The sequence below is a fragment of the Pseudomonas sp. StFLB209 genome (assembly GCF_000829415.1).
In the GTDB taxonomy this organism is placed as follows: domain Bacteria; phylum Pseudomonadota; class Gammaproteobacteria; order Pseudomonadales; family Pseudomonadaceae; genus Aquipseudomonas.
Map to the genome: position 1 here is coordinate 3,531,148 of NZ_AP014637.1, position 25,277 is coordinate 3,556,424.

Annotated in this window: 23 protein-coding genes; 9 read left to right on the forward strand and 14 right to left on the reverse strand. The window is 61.8% G+C overall.

The window, feature by feature from the left end:
• Window positions 1-67 precede the first annotated feature (67 nt).
• Both PSCI_RS15710 and PSCI_RS15715 read right to left on the reverse strand, forming a co-directional pair.
• The gene (locus PSCI_RS15710) at window positions 68-1,093 is read right to left on the reverse strand and encodes an NAD-dependent epimerase/dehydratase family protein (RefSeq protein WP_045488590.1); all 1,026 of its coding nucleotides are present in this window, start codon (window positions 1,091-1,093) and stop codon (window positions 68-70) included.
• Between the two features lie 590 nt (window positions 1,094-1,683).
• Window positions 1,684-3,003: a mechanosensitive ion channel family protein gene (locus tag PSCI_RS15715; protein ID WP_045488593.1), complete on the reverse strand. Its 1,320-nt coding sequence runs from the start codon at window positions 3,001-3,003 to the stop codon at window positions 1,684-1,686.
• Between the two features lie 214 nt (window positions 3,004-3,217).
• Between PSCI_RS15715 and PSCI_RS15720 the strand changes: the two genes are divergently transcribed.
• Together PSCI_RS15720 and PSCI_RS15725 are read left to right on the forward strand one after the other, a co-directional pair.
• Window positions 3,218-3,799, forward strand: a complete 582-nt coding sequence (locus PSCI_RS15720; protein WP_045488596.1) for an NAD(P)H-dependent oxidoreductase — start codon at window positions 3,218-3,220, stop codon at window positions 3,797-3,799.
• A 51-nt stretch (window positions 3,800-3,850) separates the two neighbouring features.
• Window positions 3,851-4,474 (forward strand): TetR/AcrR family transcriptional regulator, encoded by a 624-nt coding sequence (locus PSCI_RS15725; protein ID WP_045488598.1) that lies wholly within the window; start codon window positions 3,851-3,853, stop codon window positions 4,472-4,474.
• Between the two features lie 15 nt (window positions 4,475-4,489).
• Here the strand turns inward: PSCI_RS15725 and PSCI_RS15730 are convergent, their stop codons facing one another.
• The 4 genes from PSCI_RS15730 to PSCI_RS15745 are packed head-to-tail and all read right to left on the reverse strand — an operon-like array spanning window position 4,490 to window position 8,141.
• On the reverse strand, window positions 4,490-5,890 hold the full coding sequence (locus tag PSCI_RS15730; RefSeq protein WP_045488600.1) for an MmgE/PrpD family protein: 1,401 nt from the start codon (window positions 5,888-5,890) through the stop codon (window positions 4,490-4,492).
• 6 nt (window positions 5,891-5,896) lie between these two features.
• Entirely contained in the window at window positions 5,897-6,574 is a 678-nt protein-coding gene (locus PSCI_RS15735; protein WP_197540953.1) for an amino acid ABC transporter permease, read from the reverse strand.
• Complete coding sequence (locus PSCI_RS15740) at window positions 6,571-7,356, reverse strand: amino acid ABC transporter ATP-binding protein (protein WP_045488602.1); 786 nt, start codon at window positions 7,354-7,356, stop codon at window positions 6,571-6,573. The genes PSCI_RS15735 and PSCI_RS15740 overlap by 4 nt, the downstream gene beginning before the upstream one ends.
• Window positions 7,353-8,141 carry a substrate-binding periplasmic protein gene (locus PSCI_RS15745; protein ID WP_045488605.1) on the reverse strand — a complete coding sequence of 263 codons (789 nt, stop codon included), beginning with the start codon at window positions 8,139-8,141 and terminating at the stop codon, window positions 7,353-7,355. Before PSCI_RS15745 ends, PSCI_RS15740 begins: the two co-directional genes overlap by 4 nt.
• Before the next feature lie 93 nt (window positions 8,142-8,234).
• Here PSCI_RS15745 and PSCI_RS15750 point away from each other — a divergent pair, with 93 nt between their 5' ends.
• From PSCI_RS15750 to PSCI_RS15760, 3 genes are all read left to right on the forward strand, one after another.
• Window positions 8,235-9,122 (forward strand): LysR family transcriptional regulator, encoded by an 888-nt coding sequence (locus PSCI_RS15750; protein WP_045494427.1) that lies wholly within the window; start codon window positions 8,235-8,237, stop codon window positions 9,120-9,122.
• 107 nt (window positions 9,123-9,229) lie between these two features.
• Complete coding sequence (locus PSCI_RS15755; protein ID WP_045488607.1) at window positions 9,230-9,733, forward strand: GNAT family N-acetyltransferase; 504 nt, start codon at window positions 9,230-9,232, stop codon at window positions 9,731-9,733.
• Between the two features lie 321 nt (window positions 9,734-10,054).
• Complete coding sequence (locus PSCI_RS15760) at window positions 10,055-11,278, forward strand: RNA-guided endonuclease InsQ/TnpB family protein (protein ID WP_045488610.1); 1,224 nt, start codon at window positions 10,055-10,057, stop codon at window positions 11,276-11,278.
• Window positions 11,279-11,366: 88 nt separating this feature from the next.
• On the opposite strand, the gene PSCI_RS15765 is transcribed toward PSCI_RS15760, so the two are convergent.
• The gene (locus tag PSCI_RS15765) at window positions 11,367-11,807 is read right to left on the reverse strand and encodes an Lrp/AsnC family transcriptional regulator (RefSeq protein ID WP_045488613.1); all 441 of its coding nucleotides are present in this window, start codon (window positions 11,805-11,807) and stop codon (window positions 11,367-11,369) included.
• 131 nt (window positions 11,808-11,938) lie between these two features.
• Between PSCI_RS15765 and PSCI_RS15770 the strand changes: the two genes are divergently transcribed.
• Entirely contained in the window at window positions 11,939-12,835 is an 897-nt protein-coding gene (locus tag PSCI_RS15770) for a DMT family transporter (protein ID WP_045488616.1), read from the forward strand.
• Window positions 12,836-12,844: 9 nt separating this feature from the next.
• On the opposite strand, the gene PSCI_RS15775 is transcribed toward PSCI_RS15770, so the two are convergent.
• From PSCI_RS15775 to PSCI_RS15785, 3 genes are all read right to left on the reverse strand, one after another.
• A complete protein-coding gene (locus PSCI_RS15775) occupies window positions 12,845-13,771 on the reverse strand; it encodes an AEC family transporter (protein ID WP_045488618.1) in 927 nt (308 codons plus the stop codon).
• 90 nt (window positions 13,772-13,861) lie between these two features.
• On the reverse strand, window positions 13,862-14,764 hold the full coding sequence (locus tag PSCI_RS15780; protein ID WP_045488621.1) for a LysR substrate-binding domain-containing protein: 903 nt from the start codon (window positions 14,762-14,764) through the stop codon (window positions 13,862-13,864).
• Between the two features lie 155 nt (window positions 14,765-14,919).
• Window positions 14,920-15,543: a hypothetical protein gene (locus PSCI_RS15785; protein ID WP_045488623.1), complete on the reverse strand. Its 624-nt coding sequence runs from the start codon at window positions 15,541-15,543 to the stop codon at window positions 14,920-14,922.
• A gap of 98 nt (window positions 15,544-15,641) precedes the next feature.
• On the opposite strand from PSCI_RS15785, the gene PSCI_RS15790 reads away from it, so the two are divergent.
• Window positions 15,642-16,424 (forward strand): class I SAM-dependent methyltransferase, encoded by a 783-nt coding sequence (locus PSCI_RS15790; protein ID WP_045488625.1) that lies wholly within the window; start codon window positions 15,642-15,644, stop codon window positions 16,422-16,424.
• A 91-nt stretch (window positions 16,425-16,515) separates the two neighbouring features.
• Here PSCI_RS15790 and PSCI_RS15795 read toward each other — a convergent pair whose 3' ends face one another.
• Window positions 16,516-17,151 carry a TetR/AcrR family transcriptional regulator gene (locus tag PSCI_RS15795; RefSeq protein ID WP_045488627.1) on the reverse strand — a complete coding sequence of 212 codons (636 nt, stop codon included), beginning with the start codon at window positions 17,149-17,151 and terminating at the stop codon, window positions 16,516-16,518.
• A gap of 99 nt (window positions 17,152-17,250) precedes the next feature.
• Between PSCI_RS15795 and PSCI_RS15800 the strand changes: the two genes are divergently transcribed.
• Both PSCI_RS15800 and PSCI_RS15805 read left to right on the forward strand, forming a co-directional pair.
• Window positions 17,251-18,351 carry an efflux RND transporter periplasmic adaptor subunit gene (locus PSCI_RS15800; RefSeq protein ID WP_045488629.1) on the forward strand — a complete coding sequence of 367 codons (1,101 nt, stop codon included), beginning with the start codon at window positions 17,251-17,253 and terminating at the stop codon, window positions 18,349-18,351.
• Between the two features lie 6 nt (window positions 18,352-18,357).
• Window positions 18,358-21,423, forward strand: a complete 3,066-nt coding sequence (locus PSCI_RS15805; protein WP_045488631.1) for an efflux RND transporter permease subunit — start codon at window positions 18,358-18,360, stop codon at window positions 21,421-21,423.
• A gap of 83 nt (window positions 21,424-21,506) precedes the next feature.
• On the opposite strand, the gene PSCI_RS15810 is transcribed toward PSCI_RS15805, so the two are convergent.
• The 3 genes from PSCI_RS15810 to plsB are packed head-to-tail and all read right to left on the reverse strand — an operon-like array spanning window position 21,507 to window position 25,193.
• Entirely contained in the window at window positions 21,507-22,196 is a 690-nt protein-coding gene (locus PSCI_RS15810; RefSeq protein WP_045488634.1) for a DUF4197 domain-containing protein, read from the reverse strand.
• Window positions 22,197-22,251: 55 nt separating this feature from the next.
• A complete protein-coding gene (locus tag PSCI_RS15815) occupies window positions 22,252-22,653 on the reverse strand; it encodes a YbaY family lipoprotein (protein WP_045488637.1) in 402 nt (133 codons plus the stop codon).
• Between the two features lie 53 nt (window positions 22,654-22,706).
• A complete protein-coding gene (gene plsB, locus PSCI_RS15820; protein WP_045488640.1) occupies window positions 22,707-25,193 on the reverse strand; it encodes a glycerol-3-phosphate 1-O-acyltransferase PlsB in 2,487 nt (828 codons plus the stop codon).
• Window positions 25,194-25,277: the final 84 nt, after the last annotated feature.

Here is a 25,277-nt window from a genome sequence, read left to right on the forward strand (position 1 = left end):
AGTTCGCCTGTGCAGGCACACGCAAGCTCGCGGGAGCCTGCGTGCGTTTTGGATGAAGCGGGACGAGTTATTGGTTCTGCGCTGCGACGGCTTCGTCGACCATATCGAACAGGGTGTAGCGAGGCACCCAGCCGAGTAGGGCACGAGCTTTGGCGGCCGTACTGTGCGGTTGGCCCAGATCGGCAGGCAGGCTGGCTTCGACATAACGACGGCCAGTGGCGTTGGCTAGGTAAGGAATGAAAGTGTCCAGGCCTACCAGGCTCGGTGGCGCCAGGTTGAAGGTTTCGCCGATGGCTGCTGGCTTATCCAGCATCAGCAGTAGCGCATCGACGATATCGCGTACGTCGGTGAGTTCCTGGGTGTGGGCATTACCATCGGCATCGCGGGCCAGCAGCAGCGGGTTGTCGTCGTCGGCCAAGGGTTCGAGGATATCTAGCAGGCGTTGCACATCGCTGGCGGCAGAGTTGGCATTGTGGCTGCTGGCGGCGCGCAGCGAATCAATCCGACCCTGTAACGAGAACGCCGGACGCGAGTATTCGCCGTTCGGGTCGATGACCTCGGCCGCCGCTTCGATGTGCGAAAACACTGCGGTGCTGACCTTGAGGTTCGCGGTGGTACGGGCAAAGAAGTCCAGCATGTCCTGGCCCAGCAGCTTGGTCATGCCGTAGAAACTGTACGGCTCACGCGGGTGATTTTCATCGACCGGGCGGTAACGGGCAAAGCGCGTGGGGTACACCTGGTCGCTGGAGGCAAAGATCAGCCGCACCGGACGCACCGCCGCTTGCTGTGCGGCGGCGTCGAACACGTTGTAGCTTCCAGTGACATTGGCCTGCCAAAGACGGTCGCGATCTTCAGTACGAAACGAGATCAGTGCCGCAAGATGGAACACCGCCTCAGCGCCTTCCATGGCCTGACGCACGGCATCACGATCGGCGAGGTTGCCGGTAATGCACTCGATACCCGCTACCTGAGCCTTGGCAAGATTGGGGTCGCCCGGCAGTACAACGGTGCTGATCGTGTGGCCGCGAGCGGTCAAAGCCCTGGCAACCTGGCTGCCCACGCGACCGGTGGCACCGGTGATGAATACTTTCATTTTTTGCATTTCCTTGATTGTTTTTGGATAGAAATGGACTGCAATCAGGGTGTGAAAAAATGACGGGGACGGCAATCGGCTAATTCCGGATTGGAAGTGACAATCCCGTCAGGCGGGAATCGGGTGCAGCTCATACAGCCTGTAGAAACTGTCGCCGACAGAGCAGCCTCTCATCAGGAAAAACGCAAACCATTGATTTTAGTGGATATCTTTTAGGGGGCGGGGCGGCGTACCGGTCTGCTCGCGACAGGGCCAGTAAAGTCGGCTGCACACCGTCAACGTCGAGCAACAGCACCCGGTCGTCGGCTCGCAGCAGTCGCGGTAGGGAATCGGTCGGTCACTCGGTTCAGTATAAGGGCAGGTCAGTGGCCTCCGCTTGTAAGGCTTAAAGCAGTGATAGCACTGCATTGCCCTCCGGCACGTATTAATTTTTCCTGTCGTTTACCTGGGGCGCAGATTTTTTCAACGCCCGACGAAAGTCTTCAGTTTGTGCGAGTGTGCCGATTTTTTTAACACTTCAGATGGCGGCACACAATGACACGTTGATAACCTCTCACGCTGCCCATTTCGGGCATCGTTGCGCAGCCAGCCTACGCATTCTCTGCCATATGCGACGCCTCCTTCACCGGCGGCAACGCCAACCCTCCCTGCGCGGGCTCGCGCCCGGCCAGCCCCAGACGCATGTCCGCGCCGCTCGGCTGTTGATACAGCGTCAGGCCAAACTCGGGCAACACCGACAACAGATAGTCAAAGATATCGCCCTGAATCCGCTCGTACTCCGCCCACACCGTGGTGGTGGTGAAGCAGTAGATCTCCAGTGGCACGCCATGCTCGTCGGCGGCCATCTGGCGGACCATGCAGGTCATGTTCTGGTGCACTTCGGTGTGGTTTTTCAGGTAGGCCAGGGCGTAGGCGCGGAAGGTGCCGATGTTGGTCATGCGGCGGCGGTTGGCGGCCATCGCGGCGACGTTGCCTTGCGCGTGGTTCCACTCCTTGAGCTCGGCCTGTTTGCGGGTCATGTACTCGGTGAGCAGCTTGACGCCGGACAGGCGCTGTTCTTCTTCGTCGGTCAGAAAGCGGATGCCGCTGACGTCGATGAACAGACTGCGCTTGATGCGTCGCCCGCCCGATTGCTGCATGCCCCGGTAGTTGCGAAAGCTCTCGCTCATCAGCCGCCAGGTAGGGATCGAGACGATGGTCTTGTCGAAATTCTGCACCTTGACCGTGTGCAGGGTGATGTCGACCACGTCGCCATCGGCGCCGACCTGGGGCATTTCAATCCAGTCGCCGACGCGCAGCATGTCATTGCTGGTCAGTTGCACGCTGGCGACGAACGACAGCAGGGTGTCTTTGTAGACCAGCAGGATGACCGCCGACATTGCACCCAGACCCGACAACAGCAGCAGCGGCGAGCGGTCGATCAAGGTGGCGATGATGATGATCGTGGCGAAGATGTAGAGAATCATCTTGGCCAGTTGCACATAGCCTTTGATCGAGCGGGTGCGCGCGTGCACGGTGCGCGCGTAGATATCCAGCAAGGCGTTGAGCAGCGCGCCGATGGCGAAGGTCATGAACAGGATGGTGAACGCCATGGCAATGTTGCCCAGCACGTTCTTGCCGGCAGTGCTCAGCTCCGGCACCAGATTCAGGCCGAACTGGATGACCAGCGACGGGGTCATCTGCGCCAGCCGGTGAAAGACCTTGTTGTGACGTAGATCGTTGAGCCACTGCAGCGAGTGCTGGCGGCCCAGGGCCTTGACCGTATGCAGCACCACAAAGCGTGCCAGGCGACCCAGTATCAGCGCTGCGACCACCAGCAGCAGCAGGCCGAGGCCGGCTTGTACCCATGGGTGCTTTTCCAGCAGGCTCCATAGCTCTTGAGCACGGAGCATGAGTGATTTGGTATCCATTGCGACGACAGGGCACTCTTGGTGAATGAACCGGCGATTAGAACATCCACGGATGACAGATGGCAGGCGTGATCGGAAAAAAGGCAGGATCTGACAGGTCGGGTTCAAGCCGTTGATGCGTGCCGAGCTTACTAAATACCAAAAGTATCCTACCTTTGGTATTTAGTGCGTTGCGGCCAGCGACGCGTAATCAACGGGTTTCAGGAGCCATTCCATGCATGCATTGATTGTCGTCGCCCATGCCGATCAGCAGTCGTTCACCCACGCGGTGACGGCTGAAGTCGCAAAAGGCATCACCGATTCGGGCCACACCCTTGAGGTCGCCGACCTGAGTGAGCAGGGCTTTGACCCACGCTTCGGCGCGCCAGACCTGGCGAAGTTCCGCAATCAGGCCCAGGTGCCTGACGATGTCCGGTTTGAACAGCAGCGTATCGAACGCGCTGGCGCGCTGGTGCTGGTCTATCCGATCTATTGGTGGTCGTTCCCTGCGTTGCTCAAGGGCTGGATCGACCGGGTGTTCACCAATGGCTGGGCGTATGAGGAGCGGGCCGATGGTGGCCTGGACAAAAAACTCGGTGATCTGAATGTGCATCTGCTGGCGATTGGCGGGGCGAACCTGCGCACGTTTGCCCGTCACGGTTACTTTGGCGCGATGCGTACCCAGATCGACCATGGCATTTTCGATTATGTCGGCGCGTCGGTGCGTACCTCGGAGTTGCTGCTGCCCGCCGAAGGGAGTTTTCCCGAGGCGCACTTGCAGATAGCACAAGGCATCGGCCGTCGGGTATTTGCCTGAGCCGGGCAGGTGCGGCAGTATGCGGGCGCATTCGATAAGCAAAGGCCAGACATGTCGACTCAGCCAGAGCCAAGCCAGCACAGCACGCCCCGCCCGCGCACGCGCATGACCCGGCAAGACCGCTTCGTGCAGTTGCTGCAGGTGGCCTGGCAACTGGTCAGCGAGGAGGGCACCGATGCCCTGACTCTGGGGCGCCTGGCGGAAGCGGCGGGCATCACCAAGCCCACGGTGTACGAACACTTCGGCACCCGTAACGGCTTGCTGGCGGCGCTGTACCAGGATTTTGAAAGCCGTCAGAACCACATCATCGATGAGGCCATCGCGGCCGGTGAGCCAACCCTGCAGGGCAAGGCACAGGTCATTGCGGCCAGTTATATCGCCTGCGTACTCACCGAAGGCCGCGAGATTCCCGAAGTGCTGGCCGCGCTCAGCGGCTCGCCGGAGCTCGCCACCCTGAGAAAGGCCTGCCAGAAAAGCTACATCGAAAAGTGCCGACGGGTGCTGGCGCCTTTCACCGGAGCGGCAGGGTTGTCGCAGGCGGCCTTGTGGGCGATGTTGGGGGCGGCTGATTCGCTTGCGGCTGTGGCGGTGGAAGGCGAGATCAGCGAGCAGCAGGCGGTGGATGAGTTGTATCAGGTGATTGTCGAGATGCTGCGCAGGCAGGCGCAGGCCTGACGCTGTTGCAGGCGGTTATGTCTCGGTGCAGCCCATCCATTGGCCACTTCCGGCCGGATAGTTCGCATCACTTCCGCTTGCCAGCAGGTTACGAATAAACCGCTCAGGCTCGCGGACCCGCCCCAGCAGGTTGGCCTGCGCCTTGGCGATCACTTCCATATCCGCCATGGGCCGTTTCTCGCTGCCATAGGGCGTCGCCTGGGCGGCCTGTATCGTCTCGCCATTGCTGTGAACCAGAGTCACCTGCGCACCCGGTTGACGATCTGCACTGAGCCAGCGGGCATCGAGTTCCGGGTCGACGTCGGCGTGGACTTTCGCCGCCAGGGCCCGCAGTTCTGACGAATGCAGGTTCGCTTCGCTGTACCAGTCGGTTGCCGGCAACTGCATCAGGGTGGCCGCCAATGTGTAGGGCAGGCTGAACTGCGCGTCGGTGGCGCTGGCCGGCGCGTAGACCATGAAGTCGTCGCACAGGCGTGCAAAGGTGCGCACATTAATCTGCGCAATGTCTTCTGGCGCCCAGCCGCTGGTGCGAATCAATTGCTGTGCACACTCCAGTGCGGTGGCCAACCAGCGGCAGGCCGGGTAGCGCTTGAAGCTGCCGAAGCGCAGATACCAGTCGCACCCCAGGCCTTCGATCAGGTCCCGTTCGGCAAAGCGGTCGGAGCCGATCATGCGCCAGTAGCCTTGCGGCCCGTCCAGTACATCCTGGCTGCCGGCCAGCCCGGCGCGAGCCATCAGCGCGGCCTGCACCCCGGCCTGGGCGGCCGGGGCCACGCCATCCTTGAGGGTGACGATAGGCCGCTGTTGCCAGTTGTATTTGTGCAGGCTCGGCACGCAGGCCAGGGTGGCGGCGAAGCCCAGGGTATGGTGCATCTGCTGTTCATCGAAGCCGCAGGCGCGGGCGTAGACCACCGCGGCGCCAATGGCCTGGTGCTGGGCCACGCCGTAGGCCTTGGCGAAGCTTTCGGCGCTCGGTTGCAGGGCGTTGATCAGGCGATTGTTGATCTCGAAACCCGCTGCCAGGGCGGCCAGCAGGTCGGCTTCGCTGATCGCCCCCGGATGGCTGTCCAGCGCGGCCATGGCGGCGGCTACCAGGCTGGAGCCCGGATGCCCCATGCCTTTGCCGTCGATTTCCACGCCGTCGTCATGGTCAAGGGCGTTGATGATAAAGGCGTTGGCAAAGGCTGCCGCCGCCGGGCTGTAGTCACTGCTGCCGGCAAATACCTGACACTGGCCCAGGCCGCCGCTGGCCCGCGCCAGCGCCCGGGCCTGGTCACCCAGCCCGGTGCCGCTGGCCGCCCAGCCGCAGCCCAGGGCATCGAGCACGTGGAGTTTGAGCTTGGTAACCAGGGTGGGCGGCACGTCGCTCAGTTGCAATTGGCAGGCGAAGCGCGCCAGGGTTGTCGTCAGGGTCATGAGAGGTCAACGCTTGAAGTATCGGGCCTGCACACGTCGTTCGATACGGCTGGCCAGCAGCGACAACGGCAGGATGGTAATAATGAAAAACAGCGCAACGAAGGTCAGGGTTTCCAGCGGTCGGAAGGTTGCGGTGCTTAACCGTTGTCCTTCGTACAGCAACTCGCCCACGGCGATGTAGCTGCCCAGTACCGAGTTTTTCACGGCCATCACGCACTGCCCGACGAAGGCCGGCAGGATGCGCAAAAAGGCAATCGGCGCACTGACGCGCCAGAGCACCTGCAACGGTGTCATGCCGTTGGCCAGGCCCGCTTCGATGTGCCCAGGGTCTACTGCTTGCAGCCCGGAGCGGAAGATCTCGGCGAAGAACACGCTGGTGTACAAGCCCAGCGCCAGGGCGCAGGTCCAGTAGCCCGACAGCTTCAGGCCCACCAGAATTGGCAGGCAGTAATAAGCCCACACCACCAGCACCAGCGGTGGCACCGCGCGGACGGTTTCGATCACCGCCTGGGCCGGCAGGCGCAGCACCCGGGCCTGGGCGCCGCGCAGCAGCGCCAGCAGCACGCCGAGGCCAATGCCCAGGGTCAGTGACACGGCAAGGATGCGCAGCGTGGTGAGAATGCCGCCCAGCAGCAGTTCCCGATAGGTGAACAGGACGCTGAAGTCCCACTGATAGTCGATCATTTTTCGGGGCGCTCCTGCACCACGGGTTGCGCACCGAGAAAGCGTCGCACCGGCGCCGAGGCAGGCCGGGCCAGCAGCGCCTGCGGTGAGCCTTCATCAATGATACGGCCCTGGTCGAGCAGCAGGATGCGATGGCAAACCTGCAGGGCAAAGTTCATTTCGTGGGTCACCACGATCATGGTGGTGCCGCTTTGGGCCAGGTCGGTCATCACGGCCAGCACTTCGCCAACCAGTTCCGGGTCCAGCGCCGAGGTGGGCTCGTCGAACAGGATCAGCCGCGGTTTCATGACCAGCGCCCTGGCAATCGACACCCGTTGCTGCTGACCGCCGGAGAGGGTCACCGGGTAGGCGTCTGCCTTGTGCTCCAGGCCCATCCGCCGCAGGGCTGCCAGCCCCTCTTCGATGGCTTGCTCGCGGGGCACGCCACGCACGATACGCGGCGCTTCGGTGACGTTTTCCAGCACCGTGCGGTGCGGCCACAGGTTGAAATGCTGAAAAACCATGGCCATGGCAGCACGTTGGCGGGCCAGCACGCGAGTCGGGACCGGACGCCGCTGTGGCCCGTGAACGCCGATTTCCTCGCCGTCGAGCCACACCTGGCCGCTGTCCGGGCGCTCCAGCCGGTTCAGGCAGCGCAGCAGCGTCGACTTGCCCGAGCCGCTGGAGCCGATCATGCCCAGCACTTCGCCGGCGGCCAGTTCGAATGACACCTCATGCAGCACCGGACGGCCATGAAAGGCCTTGCCCAGTGCGTTGACGCGCAGCAGGGGGGCGTTGCTCACTGAGGCACCGGCACGTGTTTGGCCCAGATACGCGCCAGAGTGCCGTCTTTTTCCAGGGTTTCCAGACGCTGGTCCAGCCAGGCACGCAGTTGCTCACGGTCCTTGCGCAGGCCCATGTTGGTCGGTTGCTCCTGCACCGGCGACGGGATGACCATGGTGCCTTGGCCGCGCTTGGTGATGTACAACGCCATCTGCACATCGTTGGTCAGCATCGCGTCGGCGCGGCCGCTTTCCACTTCCAGTTGCAGGGCATCATTGTTGGGCACGATCACCCATTGAGTGTGGGTCAGCTTCGGTTGCAGCAGGTTCGCGGCAGCCGAGCCATCGATGGCCGACAGCTTGATGGCGGAGGTGTTGATCTTGTCCCAGGTGGCATAGCGGCTGGCGTCTTTTTCCAGGGTCAGCACGCCAATCTTGTGGGCACCCATCGGCCGGGTGAAGTCCACGGCCTTGGCTCGTTCGGGGGTATTGTTGAAACCGCCCAGCAGGTCGAAGCGATTCGATTGCAGGCCGGCCACCGCGGTGCCCCATTGTGTGTCAACGTACTCGACCTGCACATCGGTACCTTCGAGTACGGCCTGGACGATATCTGGCACCAGACCGGTCCACTGGTTGCTCAACAGATCCTTCTGATACCAGGGCGCGGCATTGACCGCACCGACGCGCAACAGATGACCGCCCAGAGCATCGGCAGGCTGAGCGGCTTGAACGTTGCCCAGGCTTGCACCGACAAAGGTGCCCAGCAACGTTACCAAGGTGGTCAAACGAGTAATGAACGGCTTCATGACATTCCCTGTAGGCTATAAAGAAATCCAGTCTATGAACTATAGTTCATGTATTGAAATTCATATTTAGCATAAGTTTATTCCGTTATGGCGATGAGCAATAAGCAGCTTGAGGTGTTCGTCCGGGTGGTGCAGCTCGGTTCGGTGACCGCCACCGCGCAGGCCCTGGGGATGTCTCAACCCTCGGTAAGCAAAAGCCTGGCACTCACCGAGCAGCAGCTGGGTTTCACCCTGTTCGAGCGCAGCGGCGGCAAGATGAAAGCCACCGCCGAGGCCCGCCAGATGTTCGACGAGGCGCTGCGTATGCAGGAGGGCATTGCCCGCTTCGAGCGGTTTGTCGATAACGTCAAGCGCTACCGGGTGGGGCAGTTGCGTGTCTGTGCCACCCCGGCGCTGGCGATCAACGTGTTGCCGCTGATCGCGCCCAAGCTGCGCCAGGCCTTTCCCGATCATGGGCTGGTGTTAGACATGTACCTCAACAACGAGATCGAGGACGCCATCGCGCGTCGTCAGTACGATCTGGGGTTTCTCATCCAGCCGCTGGACGAGCAGGCGCCACCGGCCGGGCTGGTATGCGCCGGGCGCATGGTCTGTGTGATGCAGGACGGGCATCCGCTGGCCGGGCGGGCGGCGGTCAACTGGGCTGACCTGGACCCGCGTGAGGTCATCTACATCACCACCGACCCGCGCCTGGTGGCAATGATGGCCAGTGCCGTTCCGGGCTTTCGTGAACGGCCGGTGTCGTCGCTGGAGACCAACCGCTACAGCCTGGCCATCAACCTGGTTCGTCAAGGCCAGGGGATGACCATCGTCGACGAGTTTTCCCTGGCCGGCACGCCGCGCCAAGGCCTGGCGGTACTGCCGTTCGAGCCGGCCATGCCTGTTGCCGTAGTGGCGGCGATGGCCGGGCGCAGTTCGATGAGCGATACCGCGCTGCGCTGCATTGACGCGCTGCGCGAAGTCCTGGAGGCCGCGCGATGACAGGGTTGCTATCGGCCATATTTTGTTAACAATAGCGGCCCTGATTTCATGGCCGCGCCAATCGGCATGCTGTGCCTTCTTTATCTTCATTACATTAAGGTCCGTTGATGAGCGACCTCACCGTCGAGCTGATCCCCACCGCCCCTGACCAGATTGATCTGATCCGCAACCTGTACCAGTTCTATGCCTACGAGTCTTCCGACTGGGAGCAACAGGACGTCGAGCTCGATGGCCGTTACTACATTCATGAAGAGCATCTGGTGCGCTACTGGCAGGAGCCTGACTGGAGCGCCAGCGTGTTGCTGATCGATGGCGAGGTGGCGGGGTTCATGCTGGTGGAGCGAAGCGAGTTGCCGGGTATCGATGCACTGGAGTTGGCCGACCTGTTCATCCTCAAGAAGTACCGGCGTCGCGGAATCGGTCGGGCACTGATGGGCCAGGTGCTGATGAGCGGTCACGAGAACTGGCTGGTGCGCTACTCCCAGCAGGACGATGCGGCCAATGCGTTCTGGAACAAGGTGCTGGAGGATCTGCCGCGCCCGGCCAGGGCCATCGAACTGGACGACGACCCGGAGCTGGTCAATTACCTGGTGACGCGGGTAACGCATTAACACGCCTGTTAGGGGTGAATGCCTGTCAGTCGAGGCCAATCACGACTGCTTTCCCGCATTGTCCTGACCATCGAGGCGCGACAAGCCCCGCCGTTCAGGGCGGGGAAGGATAGCGCGGACGGCGTAGCCGTCCCTGGTTGCAATGGGGTGTCTGCTGCTGTTCGATGGACGCACCGCCACAGGATGATGCGAAGTAACATGGCGACACAGATGCCCTTATACGGCGATCTTTCGTTACAAAGACCCCATGGTCATGCAGCTTGAAAACACCGTGCCGTCCGCGCCTAATGTCGTCTTCATTGCTCATGGCTCAAGAGCAGCATGCAACGACTTCAAGCCTTCAAGTACGAACTCATGCCAGACGGCCAGCAGGAGCGGCAAATGCGCCGCTTTGCGGGCTCCTGTCGCTTCGTCTTCAACAAGGCGCTGGCGTTGCAGAAGGAGCGCCACGAGCAAGGCGAGAACAAGCTCGGCTATGCGGGCCTGTGCAAGTTGCTGACCGAATGGCGCAATAGCCCGCAAACCGCATGGCTGGCCGATGCGCCTGTTCACCCATTGCAACAGAGCCTCAAGGATCTGGACCGGGCCTACACCAACTTCTTCGCCAAGCGAGCCGACTTTCCCCGGTTCAAGAAGAAGGGACAGCGCGACAGTTTCCGCTATCCCGACCCGAAACAGATCAAGCTCGACCAGACCAACAGTCGCCTGTTTCTGCCCAAGCTGGGCTGGCTGCGCTACCGCAACAGCCGCGAGGTGCCTGGCACGGTGAAGAACATCACCGTGAGCCAGTCGTGTGGCAAGTGGTTCGTGAGCATCCAGACCGAACGCGAGATCGATGAGCAGCCCACGGCACAGGGGGCGGCAGTTGGCATCGACATGGGCATTGCCCGGTTCGCCACGCTTTCGGATGGCTCGTTCTACGCACCCCTGAACAGCTTCAAACGCCATGAAACCGCGCTGTGCAAAGCGCAGCAGGCGATGAGCCGCAAGGTCCAATTCAGCCGCAACTGGAAGAAGGCGAAAGCCTGCGTCCAGCGCATTCACTCGCGCATCGGCAATGCCCGCCGCGACTACCTGCACAAGTGCTCGACCACGATCAGCCAAAACCACGCGATGGTGTGTATCGAGGACTTGCAGGTACGCAATATGTCCAGGTCGGCGGCAGGTACGGCCGAGGCACCGGGAAGAAACGTCCGGGCCAAATCTGGCCTGAACAGGGCCATCCTCGATCAGGGCTGGTTCGAGTTCCGCCGCCAGCTGGACTACAAGCTGGCGTGGCGCGGCGGCTGGCTGATTGCCGTGCCGCCGCAAAATACCAGCCGCAGGTGCCCGTGTTGCGGCCATGTGTCGGCGGCCAACCGCCAGACGCAAGCGCTGTTCAGGTGTGTGGGATGTGGTTTCGAAGGCAACGCCGATGTGGTCGGCGCGATCAATGTACTAAGGGCGGGACACGCCCGGTTAGCCTGTGAAGTGAGCGCAGAGGTCATGGCGCCAGCAGCAGGAACCCACCGAAGCGACTCGGGGGCGGCTCGGTGCCGCGCCTGAGCGCCGTAGGAATCTCCGGCCTTCAGGCCGGGGAGGATGTCAACCTGTAGTTCAGCACTTGCCCTGGGGTGGTCGTCCAGGGCCCATATCACTCATGCAGCGGCGGCAGGCGGCGTTTTATCGGGGTTTTCTTAACGATGGCGGTGTTGGTTTCGGCGTACAGGTTGAGTCTGTCGAGCAAGCTGTCGAGCTGGTCCATGCTGCGCACATGCATACGGGCGATGAAGCAGTCTTCGCCGGTCACTTTGTCGCACTCGGTGAACTCCGGGATGGCCTTGATCTGCCGTTCGACCTCTTGCAACTGACCGGGCAGCGGGCGAATACGCACAATGGCCTGCAGCAGGTAACCAAAATGTGTCGGGTCGATTTCCACGGTATAGCCTTTGAGCACGCCGCGTTCTTCGAGGCGGCGCAAGCGTTCGCCGACACTGGGCGATGACAGCCCGGTGATGCCGGCCAGGGTCTTGAGCGAGAGCCGCGAATCGTCCATCAGGGCGGCGATCAGTTGTTGGTCGATCAGATCAGTCATGGCGTCCTCGTAAGGTGTTTTTGGATTTTTGCCTAATTAGTAAAGGTAAATGCGGCTTTCAACCATGTTCTTGCCATAGTGAGAGCAGGATGCAGCTTGCCATACTCATGGCTCATTCGAGGAGCCTGACAATGGACAACCTGATACGTCGCGGTTCGTGGGAAATGACCGGTGCCATGCTGATCAGCGGCACCATCGGCTGGTTTGTGCTGGTGTCTGGCGTACCGGTGCTGGAGGTGGTGTTCTGGCGCTGCGTGATCGGCGCGCTGACGTTGCTGGCGATCTGTGCCTGGCTGGGTTACCTGCGCCGTGACCTGCTGAGCCGCAGCATCGTGGCGCTGGCGATGTTCAGTGGCGTGGCCATCGTCGGTAACTGGCTGCTGCTGTTCGCGGCCTATTCCAAAGCCTCCATTTCGATTGCCACCGCAGTTTACAACCTGCAGCCGTTCATGCTGGTGCTGCTGGCCGGCGTGTTTCTCGCAGAGCAGATCACCGTGCAGAAGCTGACCTGGCTGGGCGTCGCCTTCGCCGGCATGCTGGCGCTGGTCAGCGCCCACGGCGCTGCGCAGCAGTCCGCTGACCAATACCTGGTCGGTGTGGCGCTGGCGCTGGGCGCGGCACTGCTATACGCCATCGCCGCGCTGATTATCAAACGACTCAAAGGCACACCGCCGCACCTGCTGGCGCTGATTCAGGTGGGCACCGGCATTGTGCTGTTGGCGCCGCTGGTCGAAGGTCACAGCCTGCACGCGTCGAGCAGCGGCTGGGCGGCGCTGCTGACTTTGGGGGTGGTGCACACCGGGGTGATGTATGTGCTGCTCTACGGCGCGATCCAGAAGCTGCCGGCCGCGTTGACCGGTGCTTTGTCGTTCATCTACCCGGTGGCGGCGATCTTCGTCGACTGGCTGGCTTTCGATCATCGCCTCGATTGGCAGCAATGGCTTGGCGTGGCTGCGATCCTGTTGGCCGCCGCCGGTATGCAGCAAGGCTGGTGGTGGCGGTCGGGCAGGATCAACGCCCGGGCATGACACGAGAAATCAGATCCAGCCCGACAAGCCAATCATCACCACCGGCAACGCCACTGCGGCAATCACCGTCTGCATCGCAATGATCCCGGCCATCAACGGTGCATCGCCACCCAGTTGCCGGGCCATGATGTAAGACGACGAAGCGGTCGGCAGGCTCTGGAACATAATCGCTGCGATTGCCGCCTCACCGCGCAAGCCCAGTGCATGGCAGGCCAGCAGCGTCACCCCTGGCATCACCAGGAATTTTGACAGTGACGACATGCCCACTGGCTTCAGCCAACTGCCCGCGGTCGAGAAATTCAACGCCGCCCCCACACACAACAGTCCCAGCGGCAATGAAGCCTGGCCCAGCGCCTTGAGTGCGGGCTCAAGTCCTGCGACCAGGGGGACTTCAGCCCACTGCAGGAAAATACCGAGAAAGCACGCCAGCACCAGCGGATTGAGCGCCAGTTGCCTGAGTGTGGCCTTGAGCGACAACCGTCCGGCACTGCCGTAGCGGGCAAACACCAGCACGCAGAGAATATTCACAGTCGGTACGATGGTCGCGTTGGCCACCGCTGCCAGGGCGATACCGTGGCTCCCGAACAAGCCGGCCGCCGCCGACACTCCCACATAGTTATTGAAGCGGATACTGCCCTGAAACAGCGAGGTGAAGGCTGCATCATCGACCTTGAACAGCCCGCGCAACGTGACGAACGCGACGGCGACCCCGACCGTTGACAGCACCAGAACGCTGACCATCTCGCGTACCGGCACCTCATCGAGTTGTGCCGTCGCCAGGCTGTGCAGGAACAGCGACGGCAGCAGCAGGTAATAGCCCAGGCGTTCAGCCTGCGGCCAGAAGGCCTCGCTGAGAAACTGCCGATGGCGCAGCCAGGCGCCCAGAGCAATCAGTAAGGCGATGGGCAACAGGGCCAGAATCAGGGCGGTGGTCATGGCGTGCCTCAACACAGAGAGTCGAGTCACGATAACGGCAGCCAAAGGCAAGAAAAATCGATATTAACTTGAGGCTTTCTCAAGTAATTCTCATGGGTTGGGCTGCCCTGCGAATGACCGATCGATGGCCTGTGCCCGCACCGCCTCTGCCAGCGCCACCGCCAGACGTCCGGCGGGGCGGTCTTCGCGTTCCAGCAGTACCACACGGCGCATCCGTTGCGGCTCGCCGAACGGCAGGCACACCAGCTCAGCGAAGACTGTGAGGTTATGCGCCGAGATCGGAATCACGGCAACTCCCAAACCCTTGGCGACCATGCGGATGATCGCGTCCTGGCTGTCCAGCTCCATGCTGGTCTGGACCCGCAAACGCTGGCGACGCAGTTCGCGTTCGATGGTGCGCCCGGCCCAGGCGCGGCGGTCGAAGCGGATAAACGGATAACTCTGCAACAGGCGTTTGGCATCGCGGCTTGGCGCTGAGGGTGGGGCAATGATCCAGAAGCCCTCCTCGAACAATGTGGTGCTGACCAGGCCATGCGGGTAAGGCTTGACCGGCTCGGTGGTAATGGCGGCGTCCAGATCACCGGCGTCGATCAGCCCCGCCAGTTCGGCCGACATCCCCGATGAGACGTTGACCCGCAAGTGCGGATGACTGGCGCCCATCGCCGCCAGCGCTGCTGGCAGCACACCGGCCAGCGCGGTCTGGATCGCGCCTATGCGCAGCCGCCCGCGTAATTCGCTGCCATCACCCAGTTCGGCGGCGATGCTGTCGTAGAGGGCCAGGATTTCCCGGGCACGCTCCACCGCCAGATGGCCGGCTTCGGTCAGTACCGGCAAACGCCGCGCACGGTCGAACAGCGGCGCATTGAATTCCTCTTCCAGGCCGCGTACATGCAGGCTGACTGCCGACTGGGTCAGATGCACCGCCTCGGCGGCCCTGGCAAAGGAGCCGTGTTGGGCAATGGCGACCAGCGTGCGCAAGGCGCGTAAAGACATGGGGGGGGGCTCCGAACGGCGGGAACTAAGGCGTGGCCTGAGCAGCATAATCAATCGGCTGATCAGGCGGCCAGATTCATAGCCGTAGTTCGCTGTCCAGAGTACTTGGCTTAGCGCCGGAGCGGGCTTGGTCGCGAAGCGAGCAGCAGGGAAGGTCAGGCGACCTGACGCAGGTTTTGCAGAATCAGGGGCCGTGCCCAGCCATTGTCGAAGTCCAGTGCACGCTGCTGACTGACCAGGGTTGCTTGGTCGTAAGGCTCGGCCGGCTTCTCGGCCAGATCCCATTCCAGCTCGGCGATCGGCAAATGCAGCGGGCGAGGTCGTGGGGCGGCGCTTGGCGACTTGCCACTGTCATCGTACGCATGGAACACCGTCGGGCGAACCCACTCGGTATCGAACTCCAGGTTACGCTGCTGCTCGATCAGTTCCATGGCACTGAATGGTTCGGCAGCCGGTGGCAGCAGATCCAGTTCAAATTCGGCAATCGGCAGAAACAGCGGCTCAGGAGGACGCACTTGAGTGTCAGTCACCGGGCAGGCGCGCTGTTCAACGATTTTGCTCAGGGTTTGGGCGCCAGCAATCGGCTCACCGGTGCTTTGATCCAGAATTTCAGGGAAAGCGGTTGTAGTGACCGCCTTGTCATCGCCAGACTGTTCGGCCATTGCTCGGGCAAACGCATCTGACCAGAGCTGGGTTACATCCCCCAGGACCCGGTTGTTGCGCAGACTGAAGTCGCCACTGTGCGACAAGTACCCGATTGATTGAACATTATCTGACATGGCGATCAGTACTGACTCTGGCTCTGGCAAAATGCCTGATACCGAAGTTATCGGCCGCTTTGGCCGATCATTAATTTATTTTTCGAGTGTGTAAAGCCATGAGCGAGCAGTCAGGTGGCAGCGTGATCCGGGTCGAAGCCCTGGACCCGGCCGGGCAGGAACAAGCCCATTACTGGGCGCAGCGTCTCGGTTTGGCGTTGCAGGCCGAACAGGCCGACTTTGCCTTGCAGATCAGCGCCGACGGCCTGCAGTTGCAGCAACTGGGCAAGGATGCGCCCGGTGCGGTGCGGGTGGATTTCGTCGACGGTGCGGCAGCGCACCGACGCTTGTTCGGCGGTGGCAGCGGGCAGATGATTGCCAAGGCGGTGGGCCTGCAACCCGGTGTGCGGCCACGGGTGCTGGATGCCACGGCGGGGCTGGGCAAGGACGCTTTCGTACTTGCTACTCTGGGCTGTGAAATGCAGTTGATCGAGCGTCAGCCGATCATCGCCGCACTGCTCGAAGACGGTCTGGCCCGTGGCCGGCAAGACGCCGAGGTGGGCGACATCCTGCGCCGCATGCAATTGCTGAGCGGTAATTCCATCGAGCTGATTCGCAACTGGCAGGGCGAGCCGCCGCAGGTTATCTACCTGGACCCGATGTTTCCGCACCGCGACAAGAGCGCGCTGGTGAAAAAGGAAATGCGCCTGTTCCGCCCGCTGGTCGGTGACGACCTCGATGCCCCGGCGCTGCTGCATGCCGCTCTGGCGCTGGCCAGCCATCGGGTGGTGGTCAAACGCCCGCGCAAGGCCCCGCCTATCGAAGGTGCCAAGCCGGGCTATACCCTGGAGGGCAAGTCCAGCCGGTACGACATCTATCCGAAGAAAGCGCTAAAACCCTGAGGCTTGCATTTGTAGGAGATGCTTGTAGGAGCTGCTTTAGCAGCGAAACACGGTAAGGCTTTCGCGGCTAAAGCGTAGCGCCGCCCGGTCGCTACGGTTTTGCATAAGCCCTGACGAACAGCTTCACCACCTCCTGCACGTGGGCCTCGACACTGGCCGGGTCGCGCTCGGCGCAACAGCCCACCAGCAGGCGAAAGTGGTCGATGCCCTTGATCAGACTGAGAAAGTGCCCCGCCGCGCTGTGCGGCGACGGGATCTGCAACTGCCCGCTCTGATCGGCACGGATCATGAAACGCTGCATGCCGTCGAGCACCCGTTGCGGGCCCGCCTTGAAAAAGGTCTGCGACAGGACCGGGTCCTGAATCCCCAATGTGGCCATCAAGCGGTGCAATTGCAGGGATTCGGGGCTATTGATCAAGTGCTCGAAGGCCCGGGCAATCGTCAGCAGCATGTCTGCCACGGGCAAGTTGTCGTTGAATTCGAAATACGGATCAGGCAACAGCTCTTCGCAGCAAGCGGTCACCGCCTCGATGAACAAGGTTTCTTTGTCAGTGAAATGGCTATAGACGGTGAGCTTGGACACCCCGGCTTCGCTGGCGATGCTGTCCATGCTGGTGCCGGTGTAGCCATGCCGGATGAACAGGTTTTTCGCGGCCTCAAGGATGGCACGGCGCTTTTCCAGATCCTTGGGACGGCCAGGGCCAGGTGTGGACGGTAAATCAGGCATTTTTGGGTCTAATAATGTACTGGTGAGTTTTGTATTTTTTAATATACTCGCCGGTACAAATATTCCAAGCCCACACTCACGGAAGAATCCGCCTACATCATGCCGCGTCATATCCTGTCTCCGATCCTCGCTATCGGCTTGGTAACGCTACTGACCGCTTGTGGTCAGGAAGCAGCTGCGCCAGTTACCGTCCGTCCGGCTCTGGTGGTGCAACCCCTCCCTGCGTCACGTTCCATGGACAGCTACCCCGGTGAGGTCCGTGCCAGGTTCGAGCCGGAGCTGGCCTTCAGAATCGGCGGCAAGGTCAGTCGCCGCCTGGTCGAGGAGGGGCAGCGGGTCAAGGCCAACCAGCCGCTGGCTGAGCTCGATGCTCAGGATGTACGCCTGCAACGCGAGGCGATGCGTGCTCAAGTGGCAGCGGCCGAGGCCAACCTGCAACTGGTGCGCGCCGAGCGCGACCGCTACAAAACCCTGCTGGGCAAGCAGATGGTCAGCCAGTCGCAATACGACAATGCCGAAAACCTCTATCGCTCTGGTGAGGCGCGCCTCAAGCAGCAACGCGCGGAACTTACCGTGGCCGATAACCAGGCCGACTACACCGTATTGAGGGCGCCGCAAGAGGGCGTGATTGCCAGGCGTAGCGTGGAAGTTGGCCAGGTGGTCGCTGCCGGGCAGACAGTCTTCACCCTGGCCGCCGATGGTGAGCGGGAGGTGAGTATCAGCCTGCCGGAGCAGAATTTTGCCCGTTTCAAGATCGGTCAGCCGGTTACGGTTGAACTGTGGACCCAACGTGACCGGCGTCTGCCGGGGCGGGTTCGCGAGCTCTCGCCAGCCGCCGATCCGCGTTCGCGCACCTTCGCTGCCCGCATTGCTTTCGAGGCCGGTCAGGTGCCGGTCGAGCTGGGCCAGAGCGCGCGGGTCTATGTCGCCAACGAGCATGCAGTCGCGTTGGCGGTGCCGTTGTCAGCGGTCAGTGCCGAGCAGGGCGCCAGCTATGTCTGGCGGGTTGAGGCCGACAGCACCCTCAAACGTGTTGCCGTGCAGCTTGGGCCATGGGGCCAGGAAACCGTGCCGGTGCTCGAAGGGCTGCGCGCCACCGATTGGGTGGTGGCCGCTGGCGTACATGTGCTGCGCGAAGGTGAGCGAATCCGCCCGGTGGATCGCAGTAACCGGGTGGTCGACCTGGCTGGCAAGGAGTAACCCGCGATGCACTTCAACCTTTCCGAATGGGCGCTGCGGCATCGCCAGGTGGTGCTGTACCTGATGATCGTGCTGGCCGTGGTCGGTGCGTTGTCTTATAGCAAGCTGGGGCAGAGCGAAGACCCGCCGTTCACCTTCAAGGTCATGGTGGTTCGTACCCTGTGGCCGGGTGCCAGCGCCGAGGAAGTGGCGCGTCAGGTCACCGACCGGGTCGAGAAAAAGCTGATGGAAACCGGCGAGTACGAACGCATGACCTCGTTCTCCCGGCCCGGTGAGTCCACGGTGATCTTCATGGCCCGCGATTCGCTTTTTTCGGCGTTCCTGCCCGAGCTGTGGTACCAGGTGCGCAAGAAGGTCGGCGATATCCGGCACACCCTGCCGGCCGGGGTGCAGGGGCCATTCTTCGATGACGAGTTCGGCACCACGTTCGGCAATATCTACGCGCTGACCGGCCAGGGCTTTGACTACGCGGTGCTCAAGGATTATGCCGAGCGCATCCAGATTCGCCTGCAGCGGGTCAAGGATGTCGGCAAGGTCGAACTGATCGGCGTGCAGGACGAGAAAATCTGGATCGAGCTGTCCAACGTCAAACTGGCGACCCTGGGGGTTCCATTGCAGGCTGTCCAGCAGGCGCTGGAAGCGCAGAACGTAGTGGCCTCGTCGAGCTTCTTCGAAACCTCACAGGAGCGTATTCACCTGCGGGTCAGCGGGCGCTTTGTATCGGTCGATGAGATTCGTGACTTCCCGATCCGCGTCGAGGGTCGAACCTTGCGTATCAGTGACCTGGCCGAGGTGACGCGTGGTTTCAACGATCCTCCGGCGCCAGGCATGCGCTTCATGGATCAGGACGCGATTGGCGTGGCCGTGGCAATGAAAGGTGGCGGCGATATCCTGGTGCTGGGCAAAGCGCTGCAAGCCGAGTTTGCCCGCTTGCAAGCCAACCTGCCGGCCGGCATGGAACTGCGCAAGGTGTCTGATCAACCGGCGGCGGTGCGCACCGGCGTGGGCGAGTTCGTTCAGGTGCTGGCCGAGGCGTTGATCATCGTCCTGCTGGTGAGCTTTTTCTCATTGGGCGTACGCACTGGCATGGTGGTGGCGCTGGCCATCCCGTTGGTGCTGGCAATGACCTTTGCCTGCATGTTCTATCTGGGCATCGGCCTGCACAAGATTTCGCTGGGCGCGCTGGTACTGGCGCTGGGGTTGCTGGTGGACGACGCGATCATTGCCGTGGAAATGATGGCGATCAAGATGGAGCAAGGCTACGACCGGCTCAAGGCGGCCAGCTTTGCCTGGACCAGCACCGCGTTCCCGATGCTCACCGGCACCTTGATTACGGCAGCAGGCTTTCTGCCCATCGCCACTGCACAATCGAGCACCGGTGAGTACACCCGCTCGATCTTCCAGGTCGTGACCATCGCCTTGCTGGCCTCGTGGGTGGCGGCGGTGATGTTCGTCCCATGGCTGGGTGAAAAACTGCTGCCGGACCTGGCGAAAAAGCACGCGCTGCGGCATGGCAGCGGGGTTGAGCCTGACCCCTACGCGACGCCGATGTACCAGCGGGTACGGGTGGTGATCGAATGGTGCGTGCGGCGCCGCAAGACGGTGATTGTTGCCACCGTGGCGCTGTTTGTACTGGCGCTGGTGATGTTCCGCTTCGTGCCGCAGCAGTTCTTCCCGGCGTCCGGACGTCTTGAGTTGATGGTTGACCTGAAGCTGGCCGAAGGCGCGTCGCTGAGCAATACCACCGAACAGGTCAAACGCCTGGAGGCACTGCTCAAGGATCATCCCGGTATCGAAAATTATGTGGCCTATGTCGGCACCGGTTCACCGCGTTTCTACCTGCCGTTGGACCAGCAACTGCCCGCAGCGAGCTTTGCCCAGTTTGTGGTACTGGCCAAGACCATCGAAGACCGTGAGCAATTGCGCAGTTGGCTGATCAGCGCCCTTAATGAGCAGTTCCCGACCTTGCGCTCACGAGTGACCCGGCTGGAGAACGGCCCGCCGGTCGGCTACCCGGTGCAGTTCCGGATTACCGGCGAACACATCGACGAGGTTCGGGCGCTGGCGCGTAAGGTCCAGGCCAAAGTGCGCGAGAATCCGCACGTGGCCAACGTCCACCTGGACTGGGAAGAGCCCAGCAAGGTGGTGCATTTGAACATCGACCAGGACCGCGCCCGGGCACTGGGAGTGAGCAGCGGCGACGTGGCGAAATTCCTCCAGTCGTCGCTGACCGGCTCCAGCGTCAGCCAGTTTCGTGAAGACGATCAGTTGATCGATATCGTCATGCGCGGCACCCGCAGTGAGCGTGAGCGGTTGCAGGACCTGTCGAGCCTGGCCGTGCCGACCAGCAACGGCACAAGCATCGCTCTGGCGCAGATCGCGACCCTCGAATACGGCTTCGAAGAAGGCGTCATCTGGCATCGCAACCGCCTGCCGAACGTCACGGTGCGCGCTGACATCTACGGTCCACAGCAGCCGGCTAGCCTGGTCAAGGAGATTCTGCCGAGCCTTGCCCAGGTGCGTGCCGAACTGCCCGATGGCTATCTGCTGGAGGTCGGCGGTACGGTGGAGGATTCCGAGCGTGGCCAGAGCTCGGTCAATGCCGGGGTGCCGTTGTTCATCGTGGTGGTGCTGACCCTGTTGATGATCCAGCTGCGCAGCTTTTCGCGGATGTTCATGGTGTTCATCACCGCGCCACTGGGGCTGATAGGCGTGACCCTGTTTCTGTTGGTGTTCAACCAGCCGTTCGGCTTTGTGGCCATGCTCGGCACCATCGCCCTGTCGGGAATGATCATGCGCAACTCGGTGATATTGGTCGATCAGATCGAACAGGACATCGGCTCCGGGCAAGACAGCTGGCACGCGATCATCGACGCCACGGTGAGGCGCTTCCGCCCCATCGTACTCACCGCGCTGGCCGCAGTGCTGGCGATGATCCCGCTGTCACGCAGCCTGTTCTTCGGCCCGATGGCGGTGGCAATCATGGGTGGCCTGATCGTCGCCACGGCCCTGACCCTGCTGTTCTTGCCGGCCTTGTATGCGGCGTGGTTCAGGGTGAAAAAGCCGGAGTAGGACCGGCCGGGCGACGATCCGCTTTGGTCGGGGAAAGAGTCGATGCTTTCCCGGCTAAAGCCGGTCCTACGGGAGCCGCGAGATCACAACGCGCCAAATACCTTCTTCGCCAGGCTGGTCGCGGCAGCGGCCGGGTTGGCGCGGATGCTCTGCTCCTGCTTGGCAATCATCTCGAACAAACCATTGAGCGCCTGCTCGGCCACATAGTTTTCGACGTTGGCGTTCTTCGCGTCCAGCACGCCCAGCGCGGCAGCCTGGCCAGCGAAAGCGTTGTATTTCTGCGCCACGCCAACCTTGTCGGTGGCCTGCTTGACGATCGGCAGGAACTTGGCGCGAATCGCCTCACGACTGGTTTTGTCCAGGTATTGGGTAGCCGAATCCTGGCCGCCGCTGAGAATCGCCTTGGCATCAGCCACGGTCATCTTCTTCACCGCATCGACCAGCAACGCCTGAGCCTGTGGCACCGCGGCCTCGGCGGCCTGGTTCATGCTGGTTTCGAGTTGATCGACCTCAGCGCCCATACCGAATTGGCGCATCTTCTTGGCGACCTTGCCCAGATTGCCCGGCAGTTCAATGCGCACGTCCTGGTTATTGCTGAAACCGCCCGGTGTGCCCAGTTGCTTGACCGCGATCTGCGCACCCTGGGTCAGGGCATCCTTGAGTCCGCCGCTGGCGTCCGATTGCGACAGATCGCTCAGCGACAGGGCGAAAACATTAGCCGAGAGCAACAGGCCTGCACACAGGCCAGCGAAAGTGAACGAGGGGCGAAACATGGCAGGATCCTTTTCCGGTTGAAACATCTTGAATGGAGCAAGTGCTGCAAGAGTATCAGGGAAGTGCCGGATTGACCCGGATGCGCAGCGGCTGCCGGTCACTGCCATCCAGGTTCACGCTGTGCCGTTCAGTGCTGATGAACAACAGGCGCCCGTCGGCCTCTATGCGCGCGCTGACGGCGTAGCTGTGGCCGGGCGTCACCTGTGCAGGATCGTATTGCAGATGAAAAGGCAGTGGTACCTGAGTGTTGATGGGCGTGTTGTACTGGGCCAGCGTGGTCGCTGGTGCGTCGGCGCGTGACACGTCTTGCAGGCTGACACTCAGCGTCGCGGCAGGCGGCAGGGCACTGCGTTGCAGGTAGAACACCTCGCCTTCAAGGCTGGCGGTGCCGGGTTTGTGCATGGCCGAGCAAGCACTCAGTAGTGCTGTCAGGGCGATAAGGGGGATGGCTTTCATGCCGGGGCTCCTTGAGAAACCGCCTGCCCGGAGCAGGCGGGTTGAACATAACACTAGCCAGCTGCAGGTGCTTCGTCGTCTGCGCCCTGCAACGTGACCTGGTGAATCGACAGGCGGATTTCTGCGGTCAGTACCCGCTTGGCGGCGCCTTCGGCCATCTCGCCAAGCTGCGGGTGGTAGCTGAGTTTGCCATTGACGTCTTTGCGCAATACGCCCTGGTCGAGCAGGGTCTGGATGAAGTGGCGGAACAGGCTTTTGTCGAAGAACTCCGGCGCATTGAGGCCATGCAGGATCGACAGGCGCTGTGCCATGACTGTGCACAAGTCTTCCAGTTCTTCTGCGCTCAGCGCGTGCTGGCCGTTATCCAGCAGCAGCGCGACAGCCATATAGAAGCGCTGCAGGGTCTGGGCAATGGCGCGTGACAGCACAGTCAGTTGCACGAACTCCCGCGAGCTGGGCTCGGGGCGCAGGTACACGTCATTTTCCAGGCGCAACAGACCTTGCTCGACAAACGCTGCCAGCCACTGTTCGATGACTTCGTCCAGTTCGGCCAGCGACCAACGGATGAACAGCTCCGACTGCAGATAAGGGTACAGGGCACGGGTGTAGCGCAGGATCAACTCGCGGCTCATCCGTGACCAGCTCTGGAAGAAGCAGGCCAGCAGCGAGGGCAGGGCAAAGATATGCAGGACATTGTTGCGGTAGTAGGTCATCAACACCGCGTTCTGCTCGTCCAGATAATAGATGCGCCCCAGCGCGTCCTTTTGCTCGGCCAGCAGTTCCATGCTTTTCACATGCTCGATCAGCGCCTTGCCGTCACCGTCCGGCAGCGTGGTGTGCGCGGAGTAAGGCACCTGGCGCAGTAGCGTCAGGAACAGATCCAGGGTGCGCTCCAGCGCCTGGTCACCCAGTGCCAGGCGCGGCGTGGACAGCAAGGCCAGGGCCACCAGATTGACCGGGTTGATGGCGGCCGCCTCGTTGATCCGTTGCGCCACGCGCTCGGCCAGCTGGTTAGTGGTCGTGCTCAGCCATTGCGGGCGATCGTGCGGGCCGACCGACTGCTGACGCCAGTCTGGTTGTTGCTGGTCAAGAAATTCAGCCAGGCGGATCGGTTCGCCAAAGTTGACCGCCACCTCGCCGAAGCGTTTTTTCAGCGCGCCGAAGACCTTGAACAGATCGAACACCGATTCTTTCTTTTTGGTCTTGCCGCGCAATTCACCCAGATAGGTACGGCCTTCGAGTACCCGTTCATAACCGATATAGACCGGCACGAAGACCAGCGGCATGCGTGGATTACGCAAAAAGCTGCGCAAGGTGATGGCCAGCATGCCGGTCTTGGGTTGCAGCATGCGCCCGGTGCGCGAGCGGCCGCCTTCGACAAAGTATTCGACCGGGAAGCCTTTGCTGCACAGGGTGTTGAGGTATTCGTTGAATACCGTGCTGTAGAGCGGATTGCCTTTGAAGCTGCGGCGCATGAAAAACGCCCCGCCACGGCGCAGCAGGTTACCGACCACCGGCATGTTGAGGTTGATCCCGGCGGCGATGTGCGGCGGGGTCAGGCCATTGCGGAACAACAAATAGGAGAGCAGCAGGTAGTCGATGTGGCTGCGGTGGCACGGCACGTAGACCACCTCATGCCCTGGTGCGACCTTTTGCACGTTCTCGATGTGATTGACCTTGATACCGTCGTAGATCTTGTTCCAGAACCAGCTGAGCAGCACTTCCATGAAGCGGATGACGGTATAGGTGTAGTCCGAGGCGATCTCGTTGGCATAGCCCAGCGCCTGCTCACGGACCTTGGCTTCAGGCAGGTTGTCGCGTTCGGCGGCTTCCTTGATCGCTTGCACCACCAACGGTGCTCTGATCAGGTCCTTGACCAGATTGCGTCGGTGCGAAACGTCCGGGCCGATAACCGAACTGCGCACATTGCGAAAATGCACCCGCAGCAGCCGCTGGGTCATGCGCAAGGTCAGGGCCGGTCCCTTGTTCTGCGCCAGCAGGTCGCGCAAGTGAATGGGCGCGGAAAACTGCACACGGGTCTTGCGGCCCAGAATCAGAATGGTCACCAGCCGCCGCAACCGCCCGGTCACCGCCCAGCTGTCAGCGAACAGCAACTTCCAGGCGCTGGACTCATGGTCGGGCGACTGTCCCCAGAACACACTCACCGGAATGATCTGCGCATCCTCGCCCGGATACTCATTGAGCGTATTGAGCAACCGCTCCAGCACCGGTGGCGCCCCGCGTTTGTCATGGCGCCCCAGCCAGTCTGGCTCCGGGGTCAGATAGAAGAACCCGGCTGGCTCTAGCTGACCATTGACCGCGACTTCCAGTACCGGACGCGGCAGGCCCACCTTGGTGCACTCCCGATCCACCACTGCCAGATCACTCAGCGCTGGCGACTGCAAGGCATAAAACACCGGCTTGCTGCGATCCAGATCCAGCTTCAGCGACGACTGATTGATCGTCTCCGAACGAACCCAGAGAAACAACACACGGCGCAAGGCACCGAAGACAAGGCGGTGCAACGGAGATCGGGTCATACGGAGTCTGCTAACAAGGAAGGCATGGGCGGCCGGGGCGACAGTGTGCCGTATCCGCCAGGGAACGGCAAAAAGACCGGTGTC

Bases quoted from the DNA above. Each gene is read 5' to 3' on its own strand.
- PSCI_RS15710 (WP_045488590.1), bottom strand. From the start codon at position 1,093: ATGAAAGTATTCATCACCGGTGCCACCGGTCGCGTGGGCAGCCAGGTT.
- PSCI_RS15715 (WP_045488593.1), bottom strand. From the start codon at position 3,003: ATGGATACCAAATCACTCATGCTCCGTGCTCAAGAGCTATGGAGCCTG.
- PSCI_RS15720 (WP_045488596.1), top strand. From the start codon at position 3,218: ATGCATGCATTGATTGTCGTCGCCCATGCCGATCAGCAGTCGTTCACC.
- PSCI_RS15725 (WP_045488598.1), top strand. From the start codon at position 3,851: ATGTCGACTCAGCCAGAGCCAAGCCAGCACAGCACGCCCCGCCCGCGC.
- PSCI_RS15730 (WP_045488600.1), bottom strand. From the start codon at position 5,890: ATGACCCTGACGACAACCCTGGCGCGCTTCGCCTGCCAATTGCAACTG.
- PSCI_RS15735 (WP_197540953.1), bottom strand. From the start codon at position 6,574: ATGATCGACTATCAGTGGGACTTCAGCGTCCTGTTCACCTATCGGGAA.
- PSCI_RS15745 (WP_045488605.1), bottom strand. From the start codon at position 8,141: ATGAAGCCGTTCATTACTCGTTTGACCACCTTGGTAACGTTGCTGGGC.
- PSCI_RS15750 (WP_045494427.1), top strand. From the start codon at position 8,235: ATGAGCAATAAGCAGCTTGAGGTGTTCGTCCGGGTGGTGCAGCTCGGT.
- PSCI_RS15755 (WP_045488607.1), top strand. From the start codon at position 9,230: ATGAGCGACCTCACCGTCGAGCTGATCCCCACCGCCCCTGACCAGATT.
- PSCI_RS15760 (WP_045488610.1), top strand. From the start codon at position 10,055: ATGCAACGACTTCAAGCCTTCAAGTACGAACTCATGCCAGACGGCCAG.
- PSCI_RS15765 (WP_045488613.1), bottom strand. From the start codon at position 11,807: ATGACTGATCTGATCGACCAACAACTGATCGCCGCCCTGATGGACGAT.
- PSCI_RS15770 (WP_045488616.1), top strand. From the start codon at position 11,939: ATGGACAACCTGATACGTCGCGGTTCGTGGGAAATGACCGGTGCCATG.
- PSCI_RS15775 (WP_045488618.1), bottom strand. From the start codon at position 13,771: ATGACCACCGCCCTGATTCTGGCCCTGTTGCCCATCGCCTTACTGATT.
- PSCI_RS15780 (WP_045488621.1), bottom strand. From the start codon at position 14,764: ATGTCTTTACGCGCCTTGCGCACGCTGGTCGCCATTGCCCAACACGGC.
- PSCI_RS15785 (WP_045488623.1), bottom strand. From the start codon at position 15,543: ATGTCAGATAATGTTCAATCAATCGGGTACTTGTCGCACAGTGGCGAC.
- PSCI_RS15790 (WP_045488625.1), top strand. From the start codon at position 15,642: ATGAGCGAGCAGTCAGGTGGCAGCGTGATCCGGGTCGAAGCCCTGGAC.
- PSCI_RS15795 (WP_045488627.1), bottom strand. From the start codon at position 17,151: ATGCCTGATTTACCGTCCACACCTGGCCCTGGCCGTCCCAAGGATCTG.
- PSCI_RS15800 (WP_045488629.1), top strand. From the start codon at position 17,251: ATGCCGCGTCATATCCTGTCTCCGATCCTCGCTATCGGCTTGGTAACG.
- PSCI_RS15805 (WP_045488631.1), top strand. From the start codon at position 18,358: ATGCACTTCAACCTTTCCGAATGGGCGCTGCGGCATCGCCAGGTGGTG.
- PSCI_RS15810 (WP_045488634.1), bottom strand. From the start codon at position 22,196: ATGTTTCGCCCCTCGTTCACTTTCGCTGGCCTGTGTGCAGGCCTGTTG.
- PSCI_RS15815 (WP_045488637.1), bottom strand. From the start codon at position 22,653: ATGAAAGCCATCCCCCTTATCGCCCTGACAGCACTACTGAGTGCTTGC.
- plsB (WP_045488640.1), bottom strand. From the start codon at position 25,193: ATGACCCGATCTCCGTTGCACCGCCTTGTCTTCGGTGCCTTGCGCCGT.